The following is a 15,873-nucleotide window of genomic DNA, read 5'->3' as shown; positions in this document are numbered from 1 at the left end:
GTGAGGTGCTGTGGTTCGAGGTGGGGCGGGCTCAGCCCTTGACGGCGCCGGCGGTCAGCCCGCTGATGAGCTGGCGCTGCACGACCATGAAGCCCGCGAGCACCGGGATGGCGGCCAGGACGCCGCCGGCGGTGAGCAGGTCCCACCGGATCTGGTACTCGCCGATGAAAAGCTGCAGCCCGACGGGGATGGTCTGGGCGGCGGGCGTCGAGGTGAAGGTCAACGCGTAGAGCAGCTCGTTCCACGCGAAGATGAAGATGTACGTCCCGGCGGCGGTGAGCCCCGGGCGCATGAGCGGCAGCAACACGTGCCGCACCATCTGCCACGGCGAGCAGCCGTCGATCGACGCCGCCTCGTCGAGCTCGAGGGGCAGCCCGTCGAGGAAGTTCTTCAGCAGGAACGTCGCGAACGGGGTGGCGAACGTCGAGTAGACGAGGATCAGGCCCCAGCGGGAGTCGAGCAGCCCCACGGTGCGCAGCTCGGCCTGCAGCGGGATGACCAGCAGCACGGCCGGGAAGAGCTGGGCGATGAGCAGCGCGGTCAGCATCGACGTGCGGCCCCGGAACCGGAACCGCGACAGGCAGATGGCCGACGCCATCGCCACGAGCAGCGAGAACGCGACGGTGCCGAACGCCGTGAACACCGAGTTGCCCAGGTAGCTGAGGAACTGCGTGGTGCGGAACAGCTCGACATACGCGTCGAGGGTGAACGTCTCGGGGATCGGGTTGACGCCCGGAGTGAGCAGCTCCCGCTCGCTCGTGAGCGACGTCAGCAGCATCACCAGGTATGGGCCGAGCGTCGCCGCCAGCCAGAGGGCGACGGCGCCGTGGACCAGCGAGCTGCCCAGCCGCACACGGGGACGGCGCGGGATCGGGACCGGTGCGGGCGCCGGGGAAGCCGCAGGCGCCAGGGGACGATCGAGCACAGCGGACATCACGCGCTCCTGTCTCTCGTGAGGCGGATGTACATCACGACCAGGACGGAGAGGATCGCCGCCTGCACCATCGCGTAGGCCGCGCCCTGCCCGAAGTCCCCGCCCTTGTACGCCGTCAGGTAGGACAGCAGCGGCAGGGTGGTGGTGGCGCGGGCCGGTCCGCCGCCGGTCAGCACGTAGGCGAGGTCGATGTAGTTCGCCGTCCAGATGAGCCGCAGTACCAGGGTGATGAGCACCGTGGGCAGGATGTGCGGGACGACGACGTTGCGGAAGACGCCCATCGGGCCGCAGCCGTCCGTGCGCGCGGAGTCCTTGAGCTCCTGCGGCACGCTCTGCAGCGCGGCCAGGATCATCACCGCGAAGAACGGGATGCCCTGCCAGGCGTCGATCGCGATGAGCGTGGGCATCGCCGTCTCCGACGTGCTGAGGAACGCCACCGGCTTGTCGAGGATGCCGAGACCCACCAGGACGCCGTTGACGATGCCGCGGTTCGGGTCGAGCATCCACAGCCAGATCAGGGCGACGAGCACGCTCGGGGTGGCCCACGGGACCATCGCGAGCCCCCGGGCCAGGCCGCGCAGCGCGAACCGCTGGTTGAGCAGGAACGCCCCGGCGGTGCCGAGCACGAGCTGCAGCCCCACCGCCCCGAACGTCCACGCCGCCGAGTTGCGCAGCGCGTTCACGAAGTGCGGGTCGGAGAGGATCGCCTGGTAGTTCTCGATCCCCGTGAAGCCGATGATGCCGCCGAGGAAGCTCGTCTCGTTGAACGAGAACCAGATGGCCCGCAGGAACGGGAAGACGATGAACGCCGCGAACAGCGCGAGGCTCGGCGCGAGGTAGACGAGCGGCATCAGGTTCACGCGGCGCCGCGGCGCCCGCCGTGCAGCCCGACCGGCCGGGAGCTGCTCCCGGCGCGGCAGTGCGGTCAGAGGTCCGGCTGTCATCTCACTTCCCCGCCAGCACCGTGGAGAGCTCCTCGAGCGCCTGCGCGCTCGTGACCTTGCCCTCGAAGGCCGACTGGAGCGTGGGGACCCAGTCCTTGTTGACGACCGTCGACGTGCCCGGCAGCAGCGGCCATGTCTGGGCGGTGGCCTGTGCGTCGAGCGCCACCTGCAGCCCCTCGTCGTCGCTGAACGGCGAGCCCTGGGCCACGGAGGTGAGGACGGGGAGCTGGCCCTGCGGCGAGGTGCTCATGGTGAGCATCGGGTCGTGGGTCAGCAGCCAGGACACCCACTCCCACGCGAGGTCCTGCTTGTCCGACGTCCCGAACACCACGTTGCCGCTCATCGAGCCGAGCGTCGTGGGCTTCGCGGGGTCGGCCGACGGCATCGGGATGACGCCGACGTCGTCGCCCAGCCCCTCACGCACCGCCGCCAGCGAGCCCGCGTGGTGGATCATCATGGCCGTCGTCTTGTTGAGGAAGTTGCCCCGCACGGCGGCGAAGTCCGCGGTGATCGAGCCGGGGGGCGTCGCGCCCATCGCGTGCAGGTCCAGGTAGTCCTGGTTCGCCTCCACGCCCACCTCGTCTGCGAGCGTGACATTGCCGTCGTCGTCGACGAACGTCGCGCCCGCCGAGTACATCCAGGCGGCCCACTGATCCTGCCCGCCGACGCCGCCACGGATGTCGATCGCGAATTGGCCCGCGTCCGCCAGCGTCTGCGCGGCGGCCATCACGTCCTCATGCGTGCTCGGCGCCTCGAGCCCGTGCGCCGCGAAGATGGCCTTGTTGTAGTACATGTACAGCGTCGTGTACTGGTGCGGCATCAGGTACGTCTCGTCGTCCCCCGGCACCTTGCCGGCGTCCAGCAGGGCGGGGACCACATCGTCCTTGCCCTCCCAGCCGGCGATCCGCTCGCTGAGCGGCGCCAGCGCCTTGGCCTGCACGAACTCGCCGAGCCACACGTCCTTGAACCGGGCCGCGTCGGGGCCGCCGCCGCTGCTGAGCGCGTTGAGCAGCTTGTCCTCGTACTGCGCGAGCGGGATGACCTGGACCTCGACGGTCCCGTTGGTGCTCTGCTCGTTGAACTCCGCGACCAGGTTGGTCCACGTCGGGTCCGTCGAGTCGTCCTGCCACAGCCAGTACGTGAGCGTGGCGTCTCCGTCGTCGGCCGCGGCGCTGCCGCCTCCGCAGGCGGAGAGCAGCAGGGCTCCGGCGACCAGCCCGGCCGCGACGGGGGCGAAGCGCATGCGCGAACGTTGCCTCATTGCAATGTCCTTTCTGGTGGCCCGGGGGCGGCTCTAGCCGGCTGGGGTGGGCGCCGGGGTGGTGCGGGACGCGGCGCGCTGGTGGGTCAGCCGCGTCCGGACGTCGAAGAAGTGCACGTTGAGCTGGTGCACCGCGAGCTGGGTGTCGCCGGCACGGAGCGCGTCGACGATGCGCGAGTGGCTGCGCGCCGACTCGACGAGGTCGCGGCCCGTGGTGGTCTCGGGAGACATCCGCTCGAACATCTGCCAGAACGCGGTGAGCAGGCTCTCCAGCGTCGCGTTGTCCAGATGGGCGTAGATGGCGTGATGGAACGCCTGGTCGTCCTCGATGAACGCCCGGCCATGCTCGGCCTTCGCGTGCATGCGGTTGGTGACCTCGCGCAGCTCGCCGATCTTCTTGGCGGACATGTTCGCGACAGCAGTGGGGAAGAACGCCACCTCCAGCACGCGCCGCACGTCGAGCAGCTCGATCAGGGCGTCGGTGGTCGGCTCCATCATCTCGGTGAGCCGCAGCACCACGGCCGTCATGTCGAAGCGCCCCAGGCTGCGGCGCGCGCCCTGCCGGGAGACGACGATGCCGAAGCCGTCCAGCACCGCGAGCGCCTCCCGCAGCGCGGCACGGCTGACGTCGAGCCGCGCGGCGAGCTCCTGCTCGGTGGGGAGGTCGTCGCCCGGCTCCAGGCCGAGTTCGCGGCACACGTCGAGGATGCGGTCCTGCAGGTTCGCTGGCTTCATTGCCACCTCACATTTGTCGGACAACATTGACCGGGAAACGTTGGGGTCTTGTCGCGAACGTACGTTCCGGGAGATCAGGCGGCAACAGTTCGGACAACTTTGGGGCCACTTGTCAGACAACCGATCGCTGCGCTCGCACAGGCCCGCACAGCAAAAAGCGGCCATGCCCAGGCATGGCCGCTTCTCGCGGATCAGTTGCTGCTCTCAGGCAGCGTCAGACGGCGGGCAACCACACCCGCATCGTCGAGGGGCCGCGCTCGGCCCACGAGTGGTACGGCGTGAGGCGCAGCTCGACGGACTCGCGCGCGGGCGCCGACGGCTGCCGCCGGCCGTAGGGCAGCGCCCCGGCGCCGTCGGTGGGCGTCACCACCTGGGCCCGGACCACGGCGCCCGAGAGGCCGCCGGGGGCGGCGACTGGCGCTGTCGACGTGTCGAGTCGCACGTCGTCGAGGTCCACCCCCACCGGCAGGTCGACGGACTCCAGGCAGAGCACCCGGGGCCCGGCCTCCACGGCCGCACAGCCGCGCACGGCGTCGATGCGCTCGTCGGGCCAGGTCAGGCGCGGCTCCATGGGCAGCGCGAGACGGACTACCTCCCCCACTGCCAGCAGGCGCTCCACGTCCACCAGGCCTGGCTCGACGGGCCGCTCGCTGCCGCCCTCGGAGAGCACTGCGCGCTGCGCCCACTCGGGCACGCGCAGCCGCACTCGCACGGGGCGGTCGGGGGCCTCGGTGACGCGCACCGTCACGGTCCCCGCGTCGGGGTAGGCGGTGCTGATGTCGAGGCCGAGCACGCCGCCACCGTCGAGCTCGACGCGCAGGGCGCCCGACGCGTACTGCAGCAGCGTCAGCCCGTCCGGATCCGCGACTGCGGCATAGGACTGCCAGGTCGCGAGGGTCCGCGCGAGGTTGGTCGGGCAGCAGGACACGTCGAACCAGGGCGCCCGCTGGCCGCCCTCGGCGCGTGGGTTGACCTCGTCGGCCACCGACCCCTCGGCGGGGGGGCGCTGCTGCAGCGGGGTCGCGTAGAAGAAGGCCTTGCCGTCGGCGCGCGGGGAGGTGGCGATCACGTTGTAGAACGTGCGCTCCATCAGGTCTGCGTACCGCACGTCCCCGGTGGCCAGGAACAGCCGCCAGGAGACCATGTTCGACGCGATGCCCGCGCACGTCTCGCAGTAGGCGCGGTCGGGCGGCAGCACCCAGTCGTCGCCGAAGCCCTCGTCCTGATGGTGCGACCCCATGCCGCCGGTCAGGTAGGTGCGCCGCGCGACGGTGGCGGTCCACTGCCGCTCGAGCACCGCGAGCAGGTCGGCGTCGTCGCGGTCCACGGCGAGGTCCACGGCCGCGGCGGCGAGGTACAGCGCGCGCACGGCGTGGCCGCGCCACACCGTCGCCTCGCGCACAGGCACGTCGTCCTGGAAGTACGCGGGCCCGAATTGGACGGGCCCGAGCAGCCCTCGCCCGCGGCGGTCCACGAACAGCTCCGCCTGCGCCAGGTACCTGGGCTCGTCGAGCGCGCGGCCCAGCTCGGTGAGCCCGACCTCGATCTCCGGGTGCCCGCAGATCGCCTCCCGGCCCCCGGGGCCGAACTCGCGGCACACGTGGTCGGCGGCGCGGCGTGCGACCTCGACGAACGCGTCGACGCCTGAGGTGCGCACCCGGGCCACAGCGGCCTGCAGCAGGTGGCCGGTGTTGTAAAGCTCGTGGCCCATCTCCAGGTCCGAGTACCGCGGCTGCTGCGTGCCGTGGCCGAAGCAGGTGTTGAGGTAGCCGTCCGGGTCCTGCGCGCGGGCGACCCGTTCGGCGAGCCGGGTGAAGACCTCGTCCACCCGGGTCGAGCCCGTGCGGCCGTGCTCCCAGGCCAGCGCCTCGAGGAGCTTGTAGACCTCCGAGTCGGCGAACGACCAGCCCGGGCGGTCCGACCCCATGGTCCCGTCGGCGACCCGGTCGAAGCTCGCGATCCAGCCGAGCCGCTCCATCCACTCCTCGCAGTGCGCCAGGGTGGCCGCCGCGTTGGTCTGCTGGAGGGTGGCCCAGAACCCGTCAGTCAAGGAGATCTCGGCGAGGCCGAGCGGGCGACGGGGCCCTCGCGCAGGCGACACGGGCCGGCCGCCCGTGCGCTCCGCGCCAGGTCCTCGGCGGACGTCGATGAAGGTGGGGAGCACGGCGTCTACTTTCTTCGTCTGAGCAACACAAGCAGCGGGGCCCTCAGGCCGTCAGGGACGCAGCGGAACGCTGGACCCCTCGCGGGTGAACACCGGGATGCGCTCGAGGGGAGCGTCGGCCTCGATCGTCTGGCCGCCCTCGTGCACGTCGCCCGTGGCGGCGTCGACCCAGCGGGCCCCGCGCGGCAGGTACACGGCCCGCGAGCGCTGGCCCGCACGTGAGATGGGCGCGACGAGGATGTCGGGGCCGAACAGGAACTCGTCCTCGACCTCCCAGGCGCCCGGGTCGTCGGGGTGGTCGACGAACAGCGGCCGCATGGGCGGAAGCCCGTCGGTCGCGGCCAGCCGCATCTGCTCGTGGATGTACGGGCGCAGGCGCTCGCGCAGGTGCAGCAGGTCCGCGATGACCTCGTAGGCCTCGTCGCCGAACGACCACACCTCGTTAGGCCCGCCCGTCTGGGCGTAGGACGTGGGCGTGCGGGGGTCGCGGTCGCCGTGCAGACGGAACAACGGGCAGAACACGCCGTACTGGAACCAGCGGATCATCAGCTCGCGATACGCCGGGTCCCGCGAGTCGCCGCCGTGGAAGCCGCCGATGTCGGTGGTCCACCACGGGATGCCCGAGATCGCGATGTTGAGGCCCGCGCGGATCTGCTGCTCGAGCGAGAGCCACGTCGCCGGGATGTCCCCCGACCACACGGCCGCGCCGTGCTTCTGGGCGCCGGCCCACGCGGACCGGCACAGCAGCACTGTGGGCTCCTGGCCGGCGGCCGCCATGCCCTCGGCGAAGAGCCGCGCGTTGTCACGCGGGTAGATGTTCGCGACCTCGGCGCCCGGCCCCGCGTGCAACGTGAGGTTGCCGGGGTGCGCCGGGTTGAGCTCGGGCTCGGACGCGTCGAGCCAGAACACCTTGATGCCCAGGTCCAGGTAGTTGCGCCGGACCAGGTCCCACACGTACTCGCGGGTGCGCGGGTTCGTGGGGTCGTAGAACGCCAGCGGCATGGGCGTCGTCATGCCCTTGTCCCGGATGGTCTGGTGGAACTCGACGCCCTGGTCCGATCCGACCAACAGCCCCTGGTCGCGGTAGTCCGCGAAGTTCTCCGACAGCGGGGAGATCGTGGGCCAGATGGACACCATCAGCTCGATGCCCAGCTCGTGCAGCTCGTCGACCATCGCCTGCGGGTCGGGCCACTCGGCCTCGTCGAAGCGGTAGTCGCCCATCGCCGACCAGTGGAAGTAGTCCGTCACGATCACGGACATGGGCAGCCCGCGGCGCTTGTGCTCGCGCGCGACGCCCAACAGCTCGTCCTGGTCCAAGTAGCGCAGCTTGCACTGCCAGACCCCCGACGCCCACTGCGGCAGATCGGGCACGTGGCCCGTCGCGTCGGCGTACCGGGCCATGATCGCGGCGGGCGTCGGCGCGGCGGTGAGCCAGTAGTCGATCTCGCGGGCCTGGCCCACGCTCCAGCGGGTCGCGTTCTGCGCGAACTCGACGCGGCCCACCGCCGGCATGTTCCACAGCAGGCCGTAGCCCCGGTTGGACAGCACGAACGGGATGTTGACCTCGGCGTTGCGCTGCACCAGGTCGAGCGACAGGCCCTTGAGGTCGAGCCGGCCGTGCGTGCGCTGGCCCATGCCGTACAGCTTCTCGTCGTCATACGCCGCGAACTGCTGGTGGATCTCATACGCGCCTGAGCGGTTGCCCTGGTAGGAGCGGGCGCCCGGCATCCAGAAGTGCTCGCGGCTCTCCGTGAGCAGCTCCTCGCCGGTGCTGGTGCGACGGAACGTCAGCAGCGGCTCCGGGTAGGCCGCGCCCAGGTCGAAGTCGACCTCGACAGTCAGCTCGCCATGCCGGAACGTCGCATGCGCGTCGCCTGCCTCGATCGACGGGGCCGGCGAGGCGGGCGCCACGTCGAGCGCGCCCTGGCTCTCGGCGGGGATGCGGTACTGGGCCGCGCGGACGCGGACGCTGTCGACCCCCCACGCCTCGATGGTCAGCACCTCATGGCGGTGGCGGATCTCGAGGGACGTGGCGGACGGGTGGAAGGTCACCATGGTGCTGGCACTCCGGTCTTGCAGAAATGGACGGTCGGGGGTGGGGCTCAGTCCTTGACTGCCCCTGCGGTGACGCCGGCGGCGACGTACCGCTGAGCCACGACGAGCAGCACTGCGGCGGGGATCGACGCGACCACGGCGGTCGCCATGATCGAGTTCCACTGCGTGGTGTTGTTGCCGATGTACTTGTAGATGCCGAGCGTGATGGGGATCAGGTCCCCATTGCGGTTGAGGGTCGAGGCGAAGATGAAATCCGACCACGACCACAGGAACGCGAACAGCGACGCGGTGATCATCGAGTTGCGGCTCACCGGCAGCACCACCGACCAGAACGTGCGCCAGGTGCCCGCGCCGTCAACGGTCGCGGCCTGCGTCAGCTCGCGTGGGATGCCCTGCATGAACGTGGTCAGCAGCAGCACCGCGAACGGCACCGCGACAGTGGAGTCCGCGACGATCAGGCCCCACACCGTGTTGAGCAGGCCGAGCTTGATGTAGATGGCGTAGAAGCCCATCGCCATGATCACGCCGGGGATCATCTGCGCCACCAGCAGCACGAAGTTCAGCGTCTTGCCGCCGCGCAGGTTCAGCTGCGCCAGCGAGTACGCCGCGGGGGCCGCGACGACGAGCGTGAGGACGACGGTGCCGAGCCCGATGAGCATGCTCGTGCCCAGGTGCGGGAGCTGGTGGTCGAGGACGTTGCGGTAGCCCTCGAGCGTGGGGTTCCACGGGAACCAGTGCGGCGGGTCCGAGCGCATGTCGCCGGTCTCGGTGAGCGAGACGTTCACCATCCAGTAGACGGGGAACAGCATCAGGGCGGTGAAGAAGACGCCCAGGGCGGTCTTCCACCAGGGACGGTGGCCGTTCATGACTGCTCCTGTCGGCGCTGGAGGTGCAGGTACACGAACCCGAAGGCGAGCGCGATGAGGATCAGCAGGTTGCCGACCGCCGCCGCGGGCGAGAAGTCGGGCTGTCCGGTGCCGAACGCCTCCCGGTACGACCACACGGCGAGCGTCGTCGAGGAGCTGCCGGGGCCGCCGGTCGTCATGATCCAGATGATGTCGACGACCTTGAGCGTGTAGATCAGCCCGAGCAGCAGCGTGATGATCGACACCGGCCGCAGCAGCGGGAACGTGATCTTGCGGAACTGCTGCCAGGCGCTCGCGCCGTCGAGGCTCGCGGCCTCGTACACGTCGCCCGGGATGTTCTGCAGCCCCGAGTAGAGGATCACCAGGTTGAACGGGATGCCCAGCCAGATGTTGGCGACGATCACCGAGACCAGCGCCCATTCGGGCGAGGTCAGCCAGTTGACCTGGCCGACGCCGAACGCGCCGAGCACCGAGTTGATGATGCCGTTGTCGCTGTTGAGCATCCATGACCAGGTGGACGCGGACACGATAAGCGGCAGCAGCCACGGGATCAGGAACATCCCCCGCAGCACCCCCGAGAGCCGGAAGTTCTGCCGGAAGAAGACCGCCAGCGCCAGGCCCAGCACGTACTGGAACGCGATGGACACCACCACGAACAGCGCGGTGTTGCGCAGCGCCGGCCAGAAGGTCCGCGAGCTGAGCACGTCGGCGTAGTTGTCCAGCCCGACGAACTCCGCGTTGCCCTGCACGAACGCGCGTGGCGTGTAGTCGTGCAGGCTCAGCTCGATGTTCCGCCAGAGCGGGAACGCGTAGAACGCCACCAGGTAGACCACGAGCGGGGCGGCGAAGCCGACTGCCGCCCATCGGGTGGATCGCGACCGGTGGCTCGCCGTGCGACCGGACGGGGCCGCGACGGCTCGCGCCGCCACCCCGTCCGGCGCCGCTGCGCCGGCCCCGACCGATCTGGTCTGGGTCATCTTCATCAACTCAAGTCCTCAGGCTCGGTGCAGCGGTGGTGCAGGTCAGCCGATCGCGGCTTCGGCGGCCTCCTGGGCCTGCTGCAGCGCCACCTCGGGCGTCTCGACGCCGGAGAGCGCCTCCTGCACCGCGGTCCAGAGCTGCTCCGAGACCTTCGGGTAGTCGGTGCCGAGGTCGTCGCTGGTCCGGCCCTTGGCGGCGTTGACGGCGTCGACCCACGGCTCCAGGTCGGCGTTCTCCGCGAGGATCGCGGCCTGGCCGTCGGCCGTCGGCGGGATGTAGTACGCGAACGTGGTGCCGGTCTCGACGAACCCGTCAGTGGTCGTCATGCACTCGACGATCTTGCGGGTCGTGTCGTAGCGGGCCTCGTCCTTCTGCACCGGCATCGTCACGAACTCGCCGCCCGTGGGGGCCGCAGCCGAGCCGCCCTTCTGGCCGGGGATCGGGATGACTCCGGTGGCGAAGTCGGCCTCCGCGGCGCTGTTGATCTGCCACGTGCCATTGACCACGAACCCGAAGTCACCGGTGAGGAACTCCTCCCACGTGGTGTTCTGGGAGTTGCTGATCACCGAGTTCGGGGCGTACCCGTCGGCCAGCCAGCCCGTCCACAGCTCCAGCGCCGCGACGGCCTGCGGCGAGTCCAGCTCGCGCAGGTCGGCGCCTGCGCCCCAGAACCACGGCAGGAACTGGAACGAGCCCTCCTCGGTGCCGATCCCGGCGAAGGTGATGCCCTTCTTGCCCGACGAGGTGACCTTGGCCAGCGCGTCGGTCAGGGAGGCCCAGTCGGTGATGCTCGCGGTGTCGACGCCGGCAGCGGTGAGCACGTCCTGGTTGTAGAAGAGCGCCAGGGTGTTCGCGCCGATCGGGATGCCGAACGTGTCGCCGTCGATCTGGCCGGCGGCGATGAGGTTCGCGTCGATCGCGGAGGTGTCGAAGCCGAACTCCTCCATCGTGTTGAGCATGCCGGTGTCGGCGAGCGTGGACACGGCGGGGTTGTCGAGCAGGATCACGTCGGGCGACGTGCCCTCTTGCGCCGAGAGCATCGCCTGGTTGGTCAGCGCCGTCGTGTCGTACGCGGTGCGCTGGACCGTGACGCCGGCCTCGACGCCGCACGCCTCGACGCGCTTGCCCCAGTCGGACGCCGCGTCGTGCTGGGGGTACGGGTCCCACCAGGTGTACGAGCCGGCGGCGTCGCCGGACCCGCCGTCCGACGAGCAGGCCGTCAGGCTCACAGCAGCGAGCGTGACCGCCCCCAGCACGCCCAGGCTGCGGATGGTTGTCTTGCGCATCACGTCATTCCTCCTTGAACAGGTGATTGCGGGGCGGCAGTGCCCCAGGGAGCGGTGGTGCTAGGGCCGGACGTCCGGCGGGGACACGGGCGGCGCCGTGCTCCCCCGGTCGACCAGCTCGGGTGACACGAACCGCACGACGTGCGGGTCGGTCGGGTCCTGCTGCTCGATTCGACGCACGAGCTGGCGCACCGCCATCCGGCCGAGCCGGTCGGGTGCGCTCTCGATCGAGGAGAACGGCAGGGAGAAGGTGCGGGCGAACTCGTCGGAGTACTGCCCGATCACGGAGAGGTCGCGGGGCGACTGGATGCCGCGCGCGTGCAGCACGGACGGCAGCGCGGCCGCGGCGGCCTCGTTGTGCAGGAGCAGGCCGGTGGCCTGCGGGTGGCGGTCGAGCAGGTCGTCGAGGAACCGCCCGACGGCGGGCTGCTGCGACTCGCCGAACTCGGCGTGCAGCGTGATCCCCCGCGCCTTCGCCTGTGCGAGGGCGGCGTCCCGCAGCCGCCAGACGTACGCGCCGCCACGCTCGACGACGTGCTCGGGCTGGGAGACGAGCACCAGGTCGCGGTGTCCCAGGTCGGCGAGGTGGTCGACCATCGTGCGGCCGGCCTCCTCGAAGTCGAGGTCGAAGACGTCGAGGCCGGTGCAGTCGCCGGGGAGCCCGACCAGCGCGCCGGGGACGCCCGAGGCCCGCAGCACCGGCAGGCGCTCGTCGTCGTCGGCGACGTTCATCAGCACCACGCCGTCGACCATGCGGGAGTCGGTGATCCGCTTCAGGGCCTGGGAGCCGTCGGGCTCGGTGACCATGAGGATGTCGTAGCCGAGCTCACGGGCGACGTTCGAGACGCCGAGCATGTACTGCAGCATCGCGGGGGCGAACTCGTCCTCGAGGAACTGGACGAGCAGGCCGAGCACCATGCTCTGCGACGTCGCCAGTGCGCGGGCGCCGGCGTTCGGCGTGTACCCGAGGTCGCGGACGGCCTGCTCGACGCGCCGGCGCACCTCGAGCGAGGTGGTGCGCTTGCCGGTGAGCACGTAGGACGCGGTGCTGCGGGAGACTCCCGCGGCCTTGGCCACATCGCCGATCGTCGCCATTGTCGCCTCTCCGGAGTGTCGCTGCGCCGTCCCCCGGGTGCGGTGGGCCGACGCGAGTAGCGAACCGGTTCGCAACATATAGGCGCCAGAGCGCAGGACGCAAGCCGTATTCATCAGCCAGTTGGCGAACCGGTTCGCCACATCTGGGCAGATCAGCCCGAAGCGCCCAGCCGGCGCGCCACCACATCCCTCGCGTGGGCGACCACCGGCTCGATCCGCGCGGCATGCGCCCCGTGCCAGTACACGTGCCCGCACGACAGGCACCGGGCGAAGTCCGCATACGTGCGCGCCGTCCCCGCCCGCACCTCCTCGGCCACCTCGTTCGCGCCCACCACCGCGAGCACACCACCGCAGGCCGTGCAGCGCGTCCACGGCGTCAGCGGCGGCGCGAACCTGTCGAGCACGTCGTCGAGTTGGTCGTCGGTCGCCGAGCCGCGCACCAGCGCGCCCTGCGGCAGGCTGCGACGGCGCAGCAGGCCGCGGTCCCGCGTGAGCAGCACCCGGCCCTCGGCCGCGGCGATGCGCACCAGCTCGGGGTCGTCGGCCTCCGGGCGGTAGGCGGCGTCCAGCCCGAGCAGCCGCATGCGCCGCACGAGCCCGCCCAGGTGCACGTCGAGCAGGAAGCGCGGCGGCGTAGTGGCGGTGGCCTGCGGGCGCGCGACTGGCGCCACCCGGAGCACTGCCTCGGTGACCGGCGCGGACGCGGCGACCGGCGCCCCGTCCACCACGAGGCGGCCGACCTCGGTGAGTGGGACGCCCACCGACTCCACGACATGCCCCCAGGTGTCCGTGTCCGCCGCGCGCACGTCGACGGGGCCGTCCCGGCGGTCCGGGCGCAGCAGGAACCGCAGCGAGGGGTCGACGTCCAGCCGGACTGCACGCCCCCTCCCAGGATGCTCGCCCCTGGCGGTCGATGCCCCGCCCCGCGGGCCCGCGCGCCCTCCGCATGTCAGGCTCGGCATACCGGACGAGGGGGGCGCATGGACAGCACGGACGTGATGGCATGGGCCGCCCGGTACGAGCAGGCCTGGCGCGCGCAGGACATCGCCGCCGTCGAGGACTTGTTCACCCCGCAGGCGGTCTACCTGCGCGGCGCATATGACGACGGATTGCGCGGGCACGCCGCCATCGCCGAGTTCTGGCCGGACCCCACGCCGTTCACGATGCGCGCGGAGTCTGTCGCCGTCGCACCACCCACGGCGGTGCTGCGCGTCGAGGTGCAGTACTTCGGCGACCTCGGAGACCAGCCACGCGAGTTCCGCGACCTGTGGATCGTGCGGTTCGCGCCCGACGGGCGGGCCGAGCACTTCGAGGAGTGGGCGCACTGGCCCGGACTGGACTACGGGGGCTCCCCGGACTGAGCGTCGCAGGCCCCGCTCGCCCACACGCCCGGCCCCACGGGCGGCGCGGCGCCCGCGAGGCCAGGATGGCAGGGTGCTCCTCGCCGACGTCGCCGCCACCTCGGCCGCCCTGGCCGACACGCGCTCGCGCCTCGCGAAGCGCGCGCTGCTCGTCGACCTGCTGCGCCGCACGGCGCCCGACGAGGCGCCCGTCGTCGCCCGCTACCTCGCCGGGGAACTGCGGCAACGCCGCACCGGCCTGGGCTGGCGCTCACTCGCCGCCATGCCCGATCCGGCCACCGAGCCCACACTCGACGTGCTGGCCGTCGATGCCGTCTTCGAGCAGATGTCGCGGCTCTCCGGCCCCGGCTCCTCGACCCACCGGACCGCGCTCGCCACCGACCTGTTCGCCGCCGCCACCGCCACCGAGCAGCGCCTGCTGCGCGGGCTCGTCACCGGGGACCTGCGCCAAGGCGCCCTCGACGCGCTGCTGCTCGACGCAGTCGCAGAGGCGGCCGACGTGCCCTCGGACGTGGTCCGCCGGGCCGCGATGCTCGCCGGGGCCACCGAGCCGGTCGTGTCGGCGGCCCTCGGCGCCGGGTCCCCTGACGAGGCCCTGGCCGCCCTCGCCGAGTTCGGCCTCGCCGTCGGGCGGCCCGTGCGCCCCATGCTCGCCGCGTCCGCCCCCGACATCGCCACCGCCGTCGCGGCGTTCGCCGGGCGGCCCGTCGTCGTCGACGCGAAACTCGACGGGATCCGCGTCCAGGCCCACCGCGACGGGGACGACGTGCGGGTCTTCACCCGGAGCCTCGACGACGTCACGGCCCGCGTGCCCGAGATCGTCGCCGTGGTCCGCTCGCTGCCCGTCCACACCGCCGTGCTCGACGGAGAGGCGCTCGCCCTCGGCCCGGACGGCCAGCCCCGCCCCTTCCAGGAGACCTCCGCGCGCAGCGCCACCCAGGACGCGGAGCTCGCGGCGGTCACCACCCTCAGCCCGTTCTTCTTCGACGTGCTGCACGCAGACGGCCGCGACCTCCTCGACGCGCCGCTGCTCGAACGCCTCGCCGTGCTCGACGCCGTCGCCGGCGGGCACGTCGTCGAGCGGATCGTCACCGACGACGCCGACGCCGCGCAGGCCGCCTTCGCCCGATGGGTCGCCGCCGGCCAAGAGGGCGCCCTCGTCAAAGACGCCGCCGCGCCTTACGAGGCAGGCCGACGCGGCTCCGCCTGGGTCAAGGTCAAACCCCGGCACACCCTCGACCTCGTGGTGCTCGCCGTCGAGCGCGGCTCCGGGCGGCGTGAGGGGCTGCTGTCGAACATCCACCTCGGCGCCCGCGACCCCGCAGGCGGCTTCGTCATGCTCGGCAAGACGTTCAAGGGGATGACCGACGAGATGCTCGCCTGGCAGACGCAGCGGTTCCGCGAGCTCGAGGTCGCCGACGACGGCTGGACCGTGACCGTCCGCCCCGAGCAGGTGGTGGAGGTCGCCTTCGACGGGGTGCAGCGCTCGACCCGCTACCCCGGTGGCCTGGCGCTGCGGTTCGCCCGGGTGCTGCGCTACCGCGACGACAAGACCGCCGCCCAGGCCGACACCGTGGACATGGTCCGGGCCGTGGCGGCCTGGGCCTGAGCGGTGTCGGGCTGGACGGCGGGTGAGGTCAGGCCGGGTCAGGCCTGGGCGGCGCCCACGGGGTCGGGCTCCTCGCCGCGGACGGCGGTGTCGACGAGCCGGTCGACCTCCGTCTCGTCCAGCGACAGGGACAGCGCGAGCTCCGCGAGGACCGGCTGCCGGGCGCTCTGGAGCATCTCCTTCTCGCCCGTGGACAGCCCACGCTCCTCCTGGCGGCGGGTGAGGTCGCGGACCACCTCGGCGGTCATGTTCAGCTCGCCGACGCGGAGCTTCTCCTGGTTGGCCTTGAAACGCCGCGACCAGTTCTCCTCCTGCTCGCCCGAGGGCGCCCGGAGGACGGCGATCAGCTCGTGCGCCTGCGACTCCGCGTACACCGGTCGGAGGCCGACCTCCTCGGCGGTGTCGAGAGGCACGGCGACCTCCAGGCTGGTCTGGTGCACCTGGAGGTGCACGTACCGCCGGCTCGTCCCGTTGATCGTGCGGTCGACCATCTGCGTGATGGTGGCGGGCCCATGGTGAGGGTGGATGACCGTCTGACCCTCAGAGAACTGCATCCTGATGCTGTGTCCTTCGTTTGCGATC

Annotated in this window: 14 protein-coding genes; 2 read left to right on the top strand and 12 right to left on the bottom strand. The window is 71.5% G+C overall.

Annotation, left to right across the window (positions count from 1 at the left end; all coding sequences use genetic code 11):
- Nucleotides 1-31: 31 nt before the first annotated feature.
- The 11 genes from BN3788_RS00455 to BN3788_RS00405 all read right to left on the bottom strand — a co-directional run bounded on the left by BN3788_RS00455 (nt 32) and on the right by BN3788_RS00405 (nt 13,283).
- Nucleotides 32-934 (bottom strand): carbohydrate ABC transporter permease, encoded by a 903-nt coding sequence (locus BN3788_RS00455; RefSeq protein WP_082812453.1) that lies wholly within the window; start codon nt 932-934, stop codon nt 32-34.
- Complete coding sequence (locus tag BN3788_RS00450) at nt 934-1,878, bottom strand: carbohydrate ABC transporter permease (protein ID WP_066581700.1); 945 nt, start codon at nt 1,876-1,878, stop codon at nt 934-936. The genes BN3788_RS00455 and BN3788_RS00450 overlap by 1 nt, the downstream gene beginning before the upstream one ends.
- A gap of 1 nt (nt 1,879) precedes the next feature.
- A complete protein-coding gene (locus BN3788_RS00445) occupies nt 1,880-3,121 on the bottom strand; it encodes an ABC transporter substrate-binding protein (RefSeq protein ID WP_066581699.1) in 1,242 nt (413 codons plus the stop codon).
- A 51-nt stretch (nt 3,122-3,172) separates the two neighbouring features.
- Nucleotides 3,173-3,874: a FadR/GntR family transcriptional regulator gene (locus BN3788_RS00440; RefSeq protein WP_066581696.1), complete on the bottom strand. Its 702-nt coding sequence runs from the start codon at nt 3,872-3,874 to the stop codon at nt 3,173-3,175.
- A 214-nt stretch (nt 3,875-4,088) separates the two neighbouring features.
- Nucleotides 4,089-6,038, bottom strand: a complete 1,950-nt coding sequence (locus tag BN3788_RS00435) for a glycoside hydrolase family 127 protein (RefSeq protein ID WP_234346403.1) — start codon at nt 6,036-6,038, stop codon at nt 4,089-4,091.
- A 51-nt stretch (nt 6,039-6,089) separates the two neighbouring features.
- Nucleotides 6,090-8,093 carry a glycoside hydrolase family 31 protein gene (locus BN3788_RS00430; protein WP_066581693.1) on the bottom strand — a complete coding sequence of 668 codons (2,004 nt, stop codon included), beginning with the start codon at nt 8,091-8,093 and terminating at the stop codon, nt 6,090-6,092.
- Between the two features lie 47 nt (nt 8,094-8,140).
- Complete coding sequence (locus BN3788_RS00425; RefSeq protein ID WP_066581689.1) at nt 8,141-8,959, bottom strand: carbohydrate ABC transporter permease; 819 nt, start codon at nt 8,957-8,959, stop codon at nt 8,141-8,143.
- Entirely contained in the window at nt 8,956-9,942 is a 987-nt protein-coding gene (locus tag BN3788_RS00420; RefSeq protein ID WP_159066835.1) for a carbohydrate ABC transporter permease, read from the bottom strand. The genes BN3788_RS00425 and BN3788_RS00420 overlap by 4 nt, the downstream gene beginning before the upstream one ends.
- Nucleotides 9,943-9,981: 39 nt before the next feature.
- On the bottom strand, nt 9,982-11,226 hold the full coding sequence (locus BN3788_RS00415) for a sugar ABC transporter substrate-binding protein (protein WP_066581683.1): 1,245 nt from the start codon (nt 11,224-11,226) through the stop codon (nt 9,982-9,984).
- 60 nt (nt 11,227-11,286) lie between these two features.
- Nucleotides 11,287-12,321 (bottom strand): LacI family DNA-binding transcriptional regulator, encoded by a 1,035-nt coding sequence (locus tag BN3788_RS00410; protein WP_066581680.1) that lies wholly within the window; start codon nt 12,319-12,321, stop codon nt 11,287-11,289.
- Nucleotides 12,322-12,473: 152 nt separating this feature from the next.
- Nucleotides 12,474-13,283: a Mut7-C RNAse domain-containing protein gene (locus tag BN3788_RS00405; RefSeq protein WP_082812450.1), complete on the bottom strand. Its 810-nt coding sequence runs from the start codon at nt 13,281-13,283 to the stop codon at nt 12,474-12,476.
- An 18-nt stretch (nt 13,284-13,301) separates the two neighbouring features.
- Here BN3788_RS00405 and BN3788_RS00400 point away from each other — a divergent pair, with 18 nt between their 5' ends.
- Complete coding sequence (locus BN3788_RS00400; protein ID WP_066581674.1) at nt 13,302-13,682, top strand: YybH family protein; 381 nt, start codon at nt 13,302-13,304, stop codon at nt 13,680-13,682.
- 73 nt (nt 13,683-13,755) lie between these two features.
- Entirely contained in the window at nt 13,756-15,291 is a 1,536-nt protein-coding gene (locus tag BN3788_RS00395) for an ATP-dependent DNA ligase (RefSeq protein ID WP_066581671.1), read from the top strand.
- A gap of 38 nt (nt 15,292-15,329) precedes the next feature.
- On the opposite strand, the gene BN3788_RS00390 is transcribed toward BN3788_RS00395, so the two are convergent.
- Nucleotides 15,330-15,845: a CarD family transcriptional regulator gene (locus BN3788_RS00390; protein ID WP_066581667.1), complete on the bottom strand. Its 516-nt coding sequence runs from the start codon at nt 15,843-15,845 to the stop codon at nt 15,330-15,332.
- Between the last annotated feature and the right edge of the window lie 28 nt (nt 15,846-15,873).

The organism is Cellulomonas timonensis (genome assembly GCF_900046455.1).
Classification (GTDB): Bacteria; Actinomycetota; Actinomycetes; order Actinomycetales; family Cellulomonadaceae; genus Cellulomonas_A; species Cellulomonas_A timonensis.
The sequence above is the reverse complement of the archived record's forward strand: the minus strand, read 5'-3'. Positions and strand labels throughout refer to the sequence as shown.

What these genes read in the sequence shown, in the direction of transcription:
- BN3788_RS00440 (WP_066581696.1), bottom strand. Translation starts at nt 3,874, where the DNA reads ATGAAGCCAGCGAACCTGCAGGACCGCATCCTCGACGTGTGCCGCGAA.
- BN3788_RS00390 (WP_066581667.1), bottom strand. Translation starts at nt 15,845, where the DNA reads ATGCAGTTCTCTGAGGGTCAGACGGTCATCCACCCTCACCATGGGCCC.
- BN3788_RS00420 (WP_159066835.1), bottom strand. Translation starts at nt 9,942, where the DNA reads ATGAAGATGACCCAGACCAGATCGGTCGGGGCCGGCGCAGCGGCGCCG.
- BN3788_RS00410 (WP_066581680.1), bottom strand. Translation starts at nt 12,321, where the DNA reads ATGGCGACGATCGGCGATGTGGCCAAGGCCGCGGGAGTCTCCCGCAGC.
- BN3788_RS00415 (WP_066581683.1), bottom strand. Translation starts at nt 11,226, where the DNA reads ATGCGCAAGACAACCATCCGCAGCCTGGGCGTGCTGGGGGCGGTCACG.
- BN3788_RS00405 (WP_082812450.1), bottom strand. Translation starts at nt 13,283, where the DNA reads ATGCCGAGCCTGACATGCGGAGGGCGCGCGGGCCCGCGGGGCGGGGCA.
- BN3788_RS00450 (WP_066581700.1), bottom strand. Translation starts at nt 1,878, where the DNA reads ATGACAGCCGGACCTCTGACCGCACTGCCGCGCCGGGAGCAGCTCCCG.
- BN3788_RS00425 (WP_066581689.1), bottom strand. Translation starts at nt 8,959, where the DNA reads ATGAACGGCCACCGTCCCTGGTGGAAGACCGCCCTGGGCGTCTTCTTC.
- BN3788_RS00400 (WP_066581674.1), top strand. Translation starts at nt 13,302, where the DNA reads ATGGACAGCACGGACGTGATGGCATGGGCCGCCCGGTACGAGCAGGCC.
- BN3788_RS00430 (WP_066581693.1), bottom strand. Translation starts at nt 8,093, where the DNA reads ATGGTGACCTTCCACCCGTCCGCCACGTCCCTCGAGATCCGCCACCGC.
- BN3788_RS00445 (WP_066581699.1), bottom strand. Translation starts at nt 3,121, where the DNA reads ATGCGCTTCGCCCCCGTCGCGGCCGGGCTGGTCGCCGGAGCCCTGCTG.
- BN3788_RS00455 (WP_082812453.1), bottom strand. Translation starts at nt 934, where the DNA reads ATGTCCGCTGTGCTCGATCGTCCCCTGGCGCCTGCGGCTTCCCCGGCG.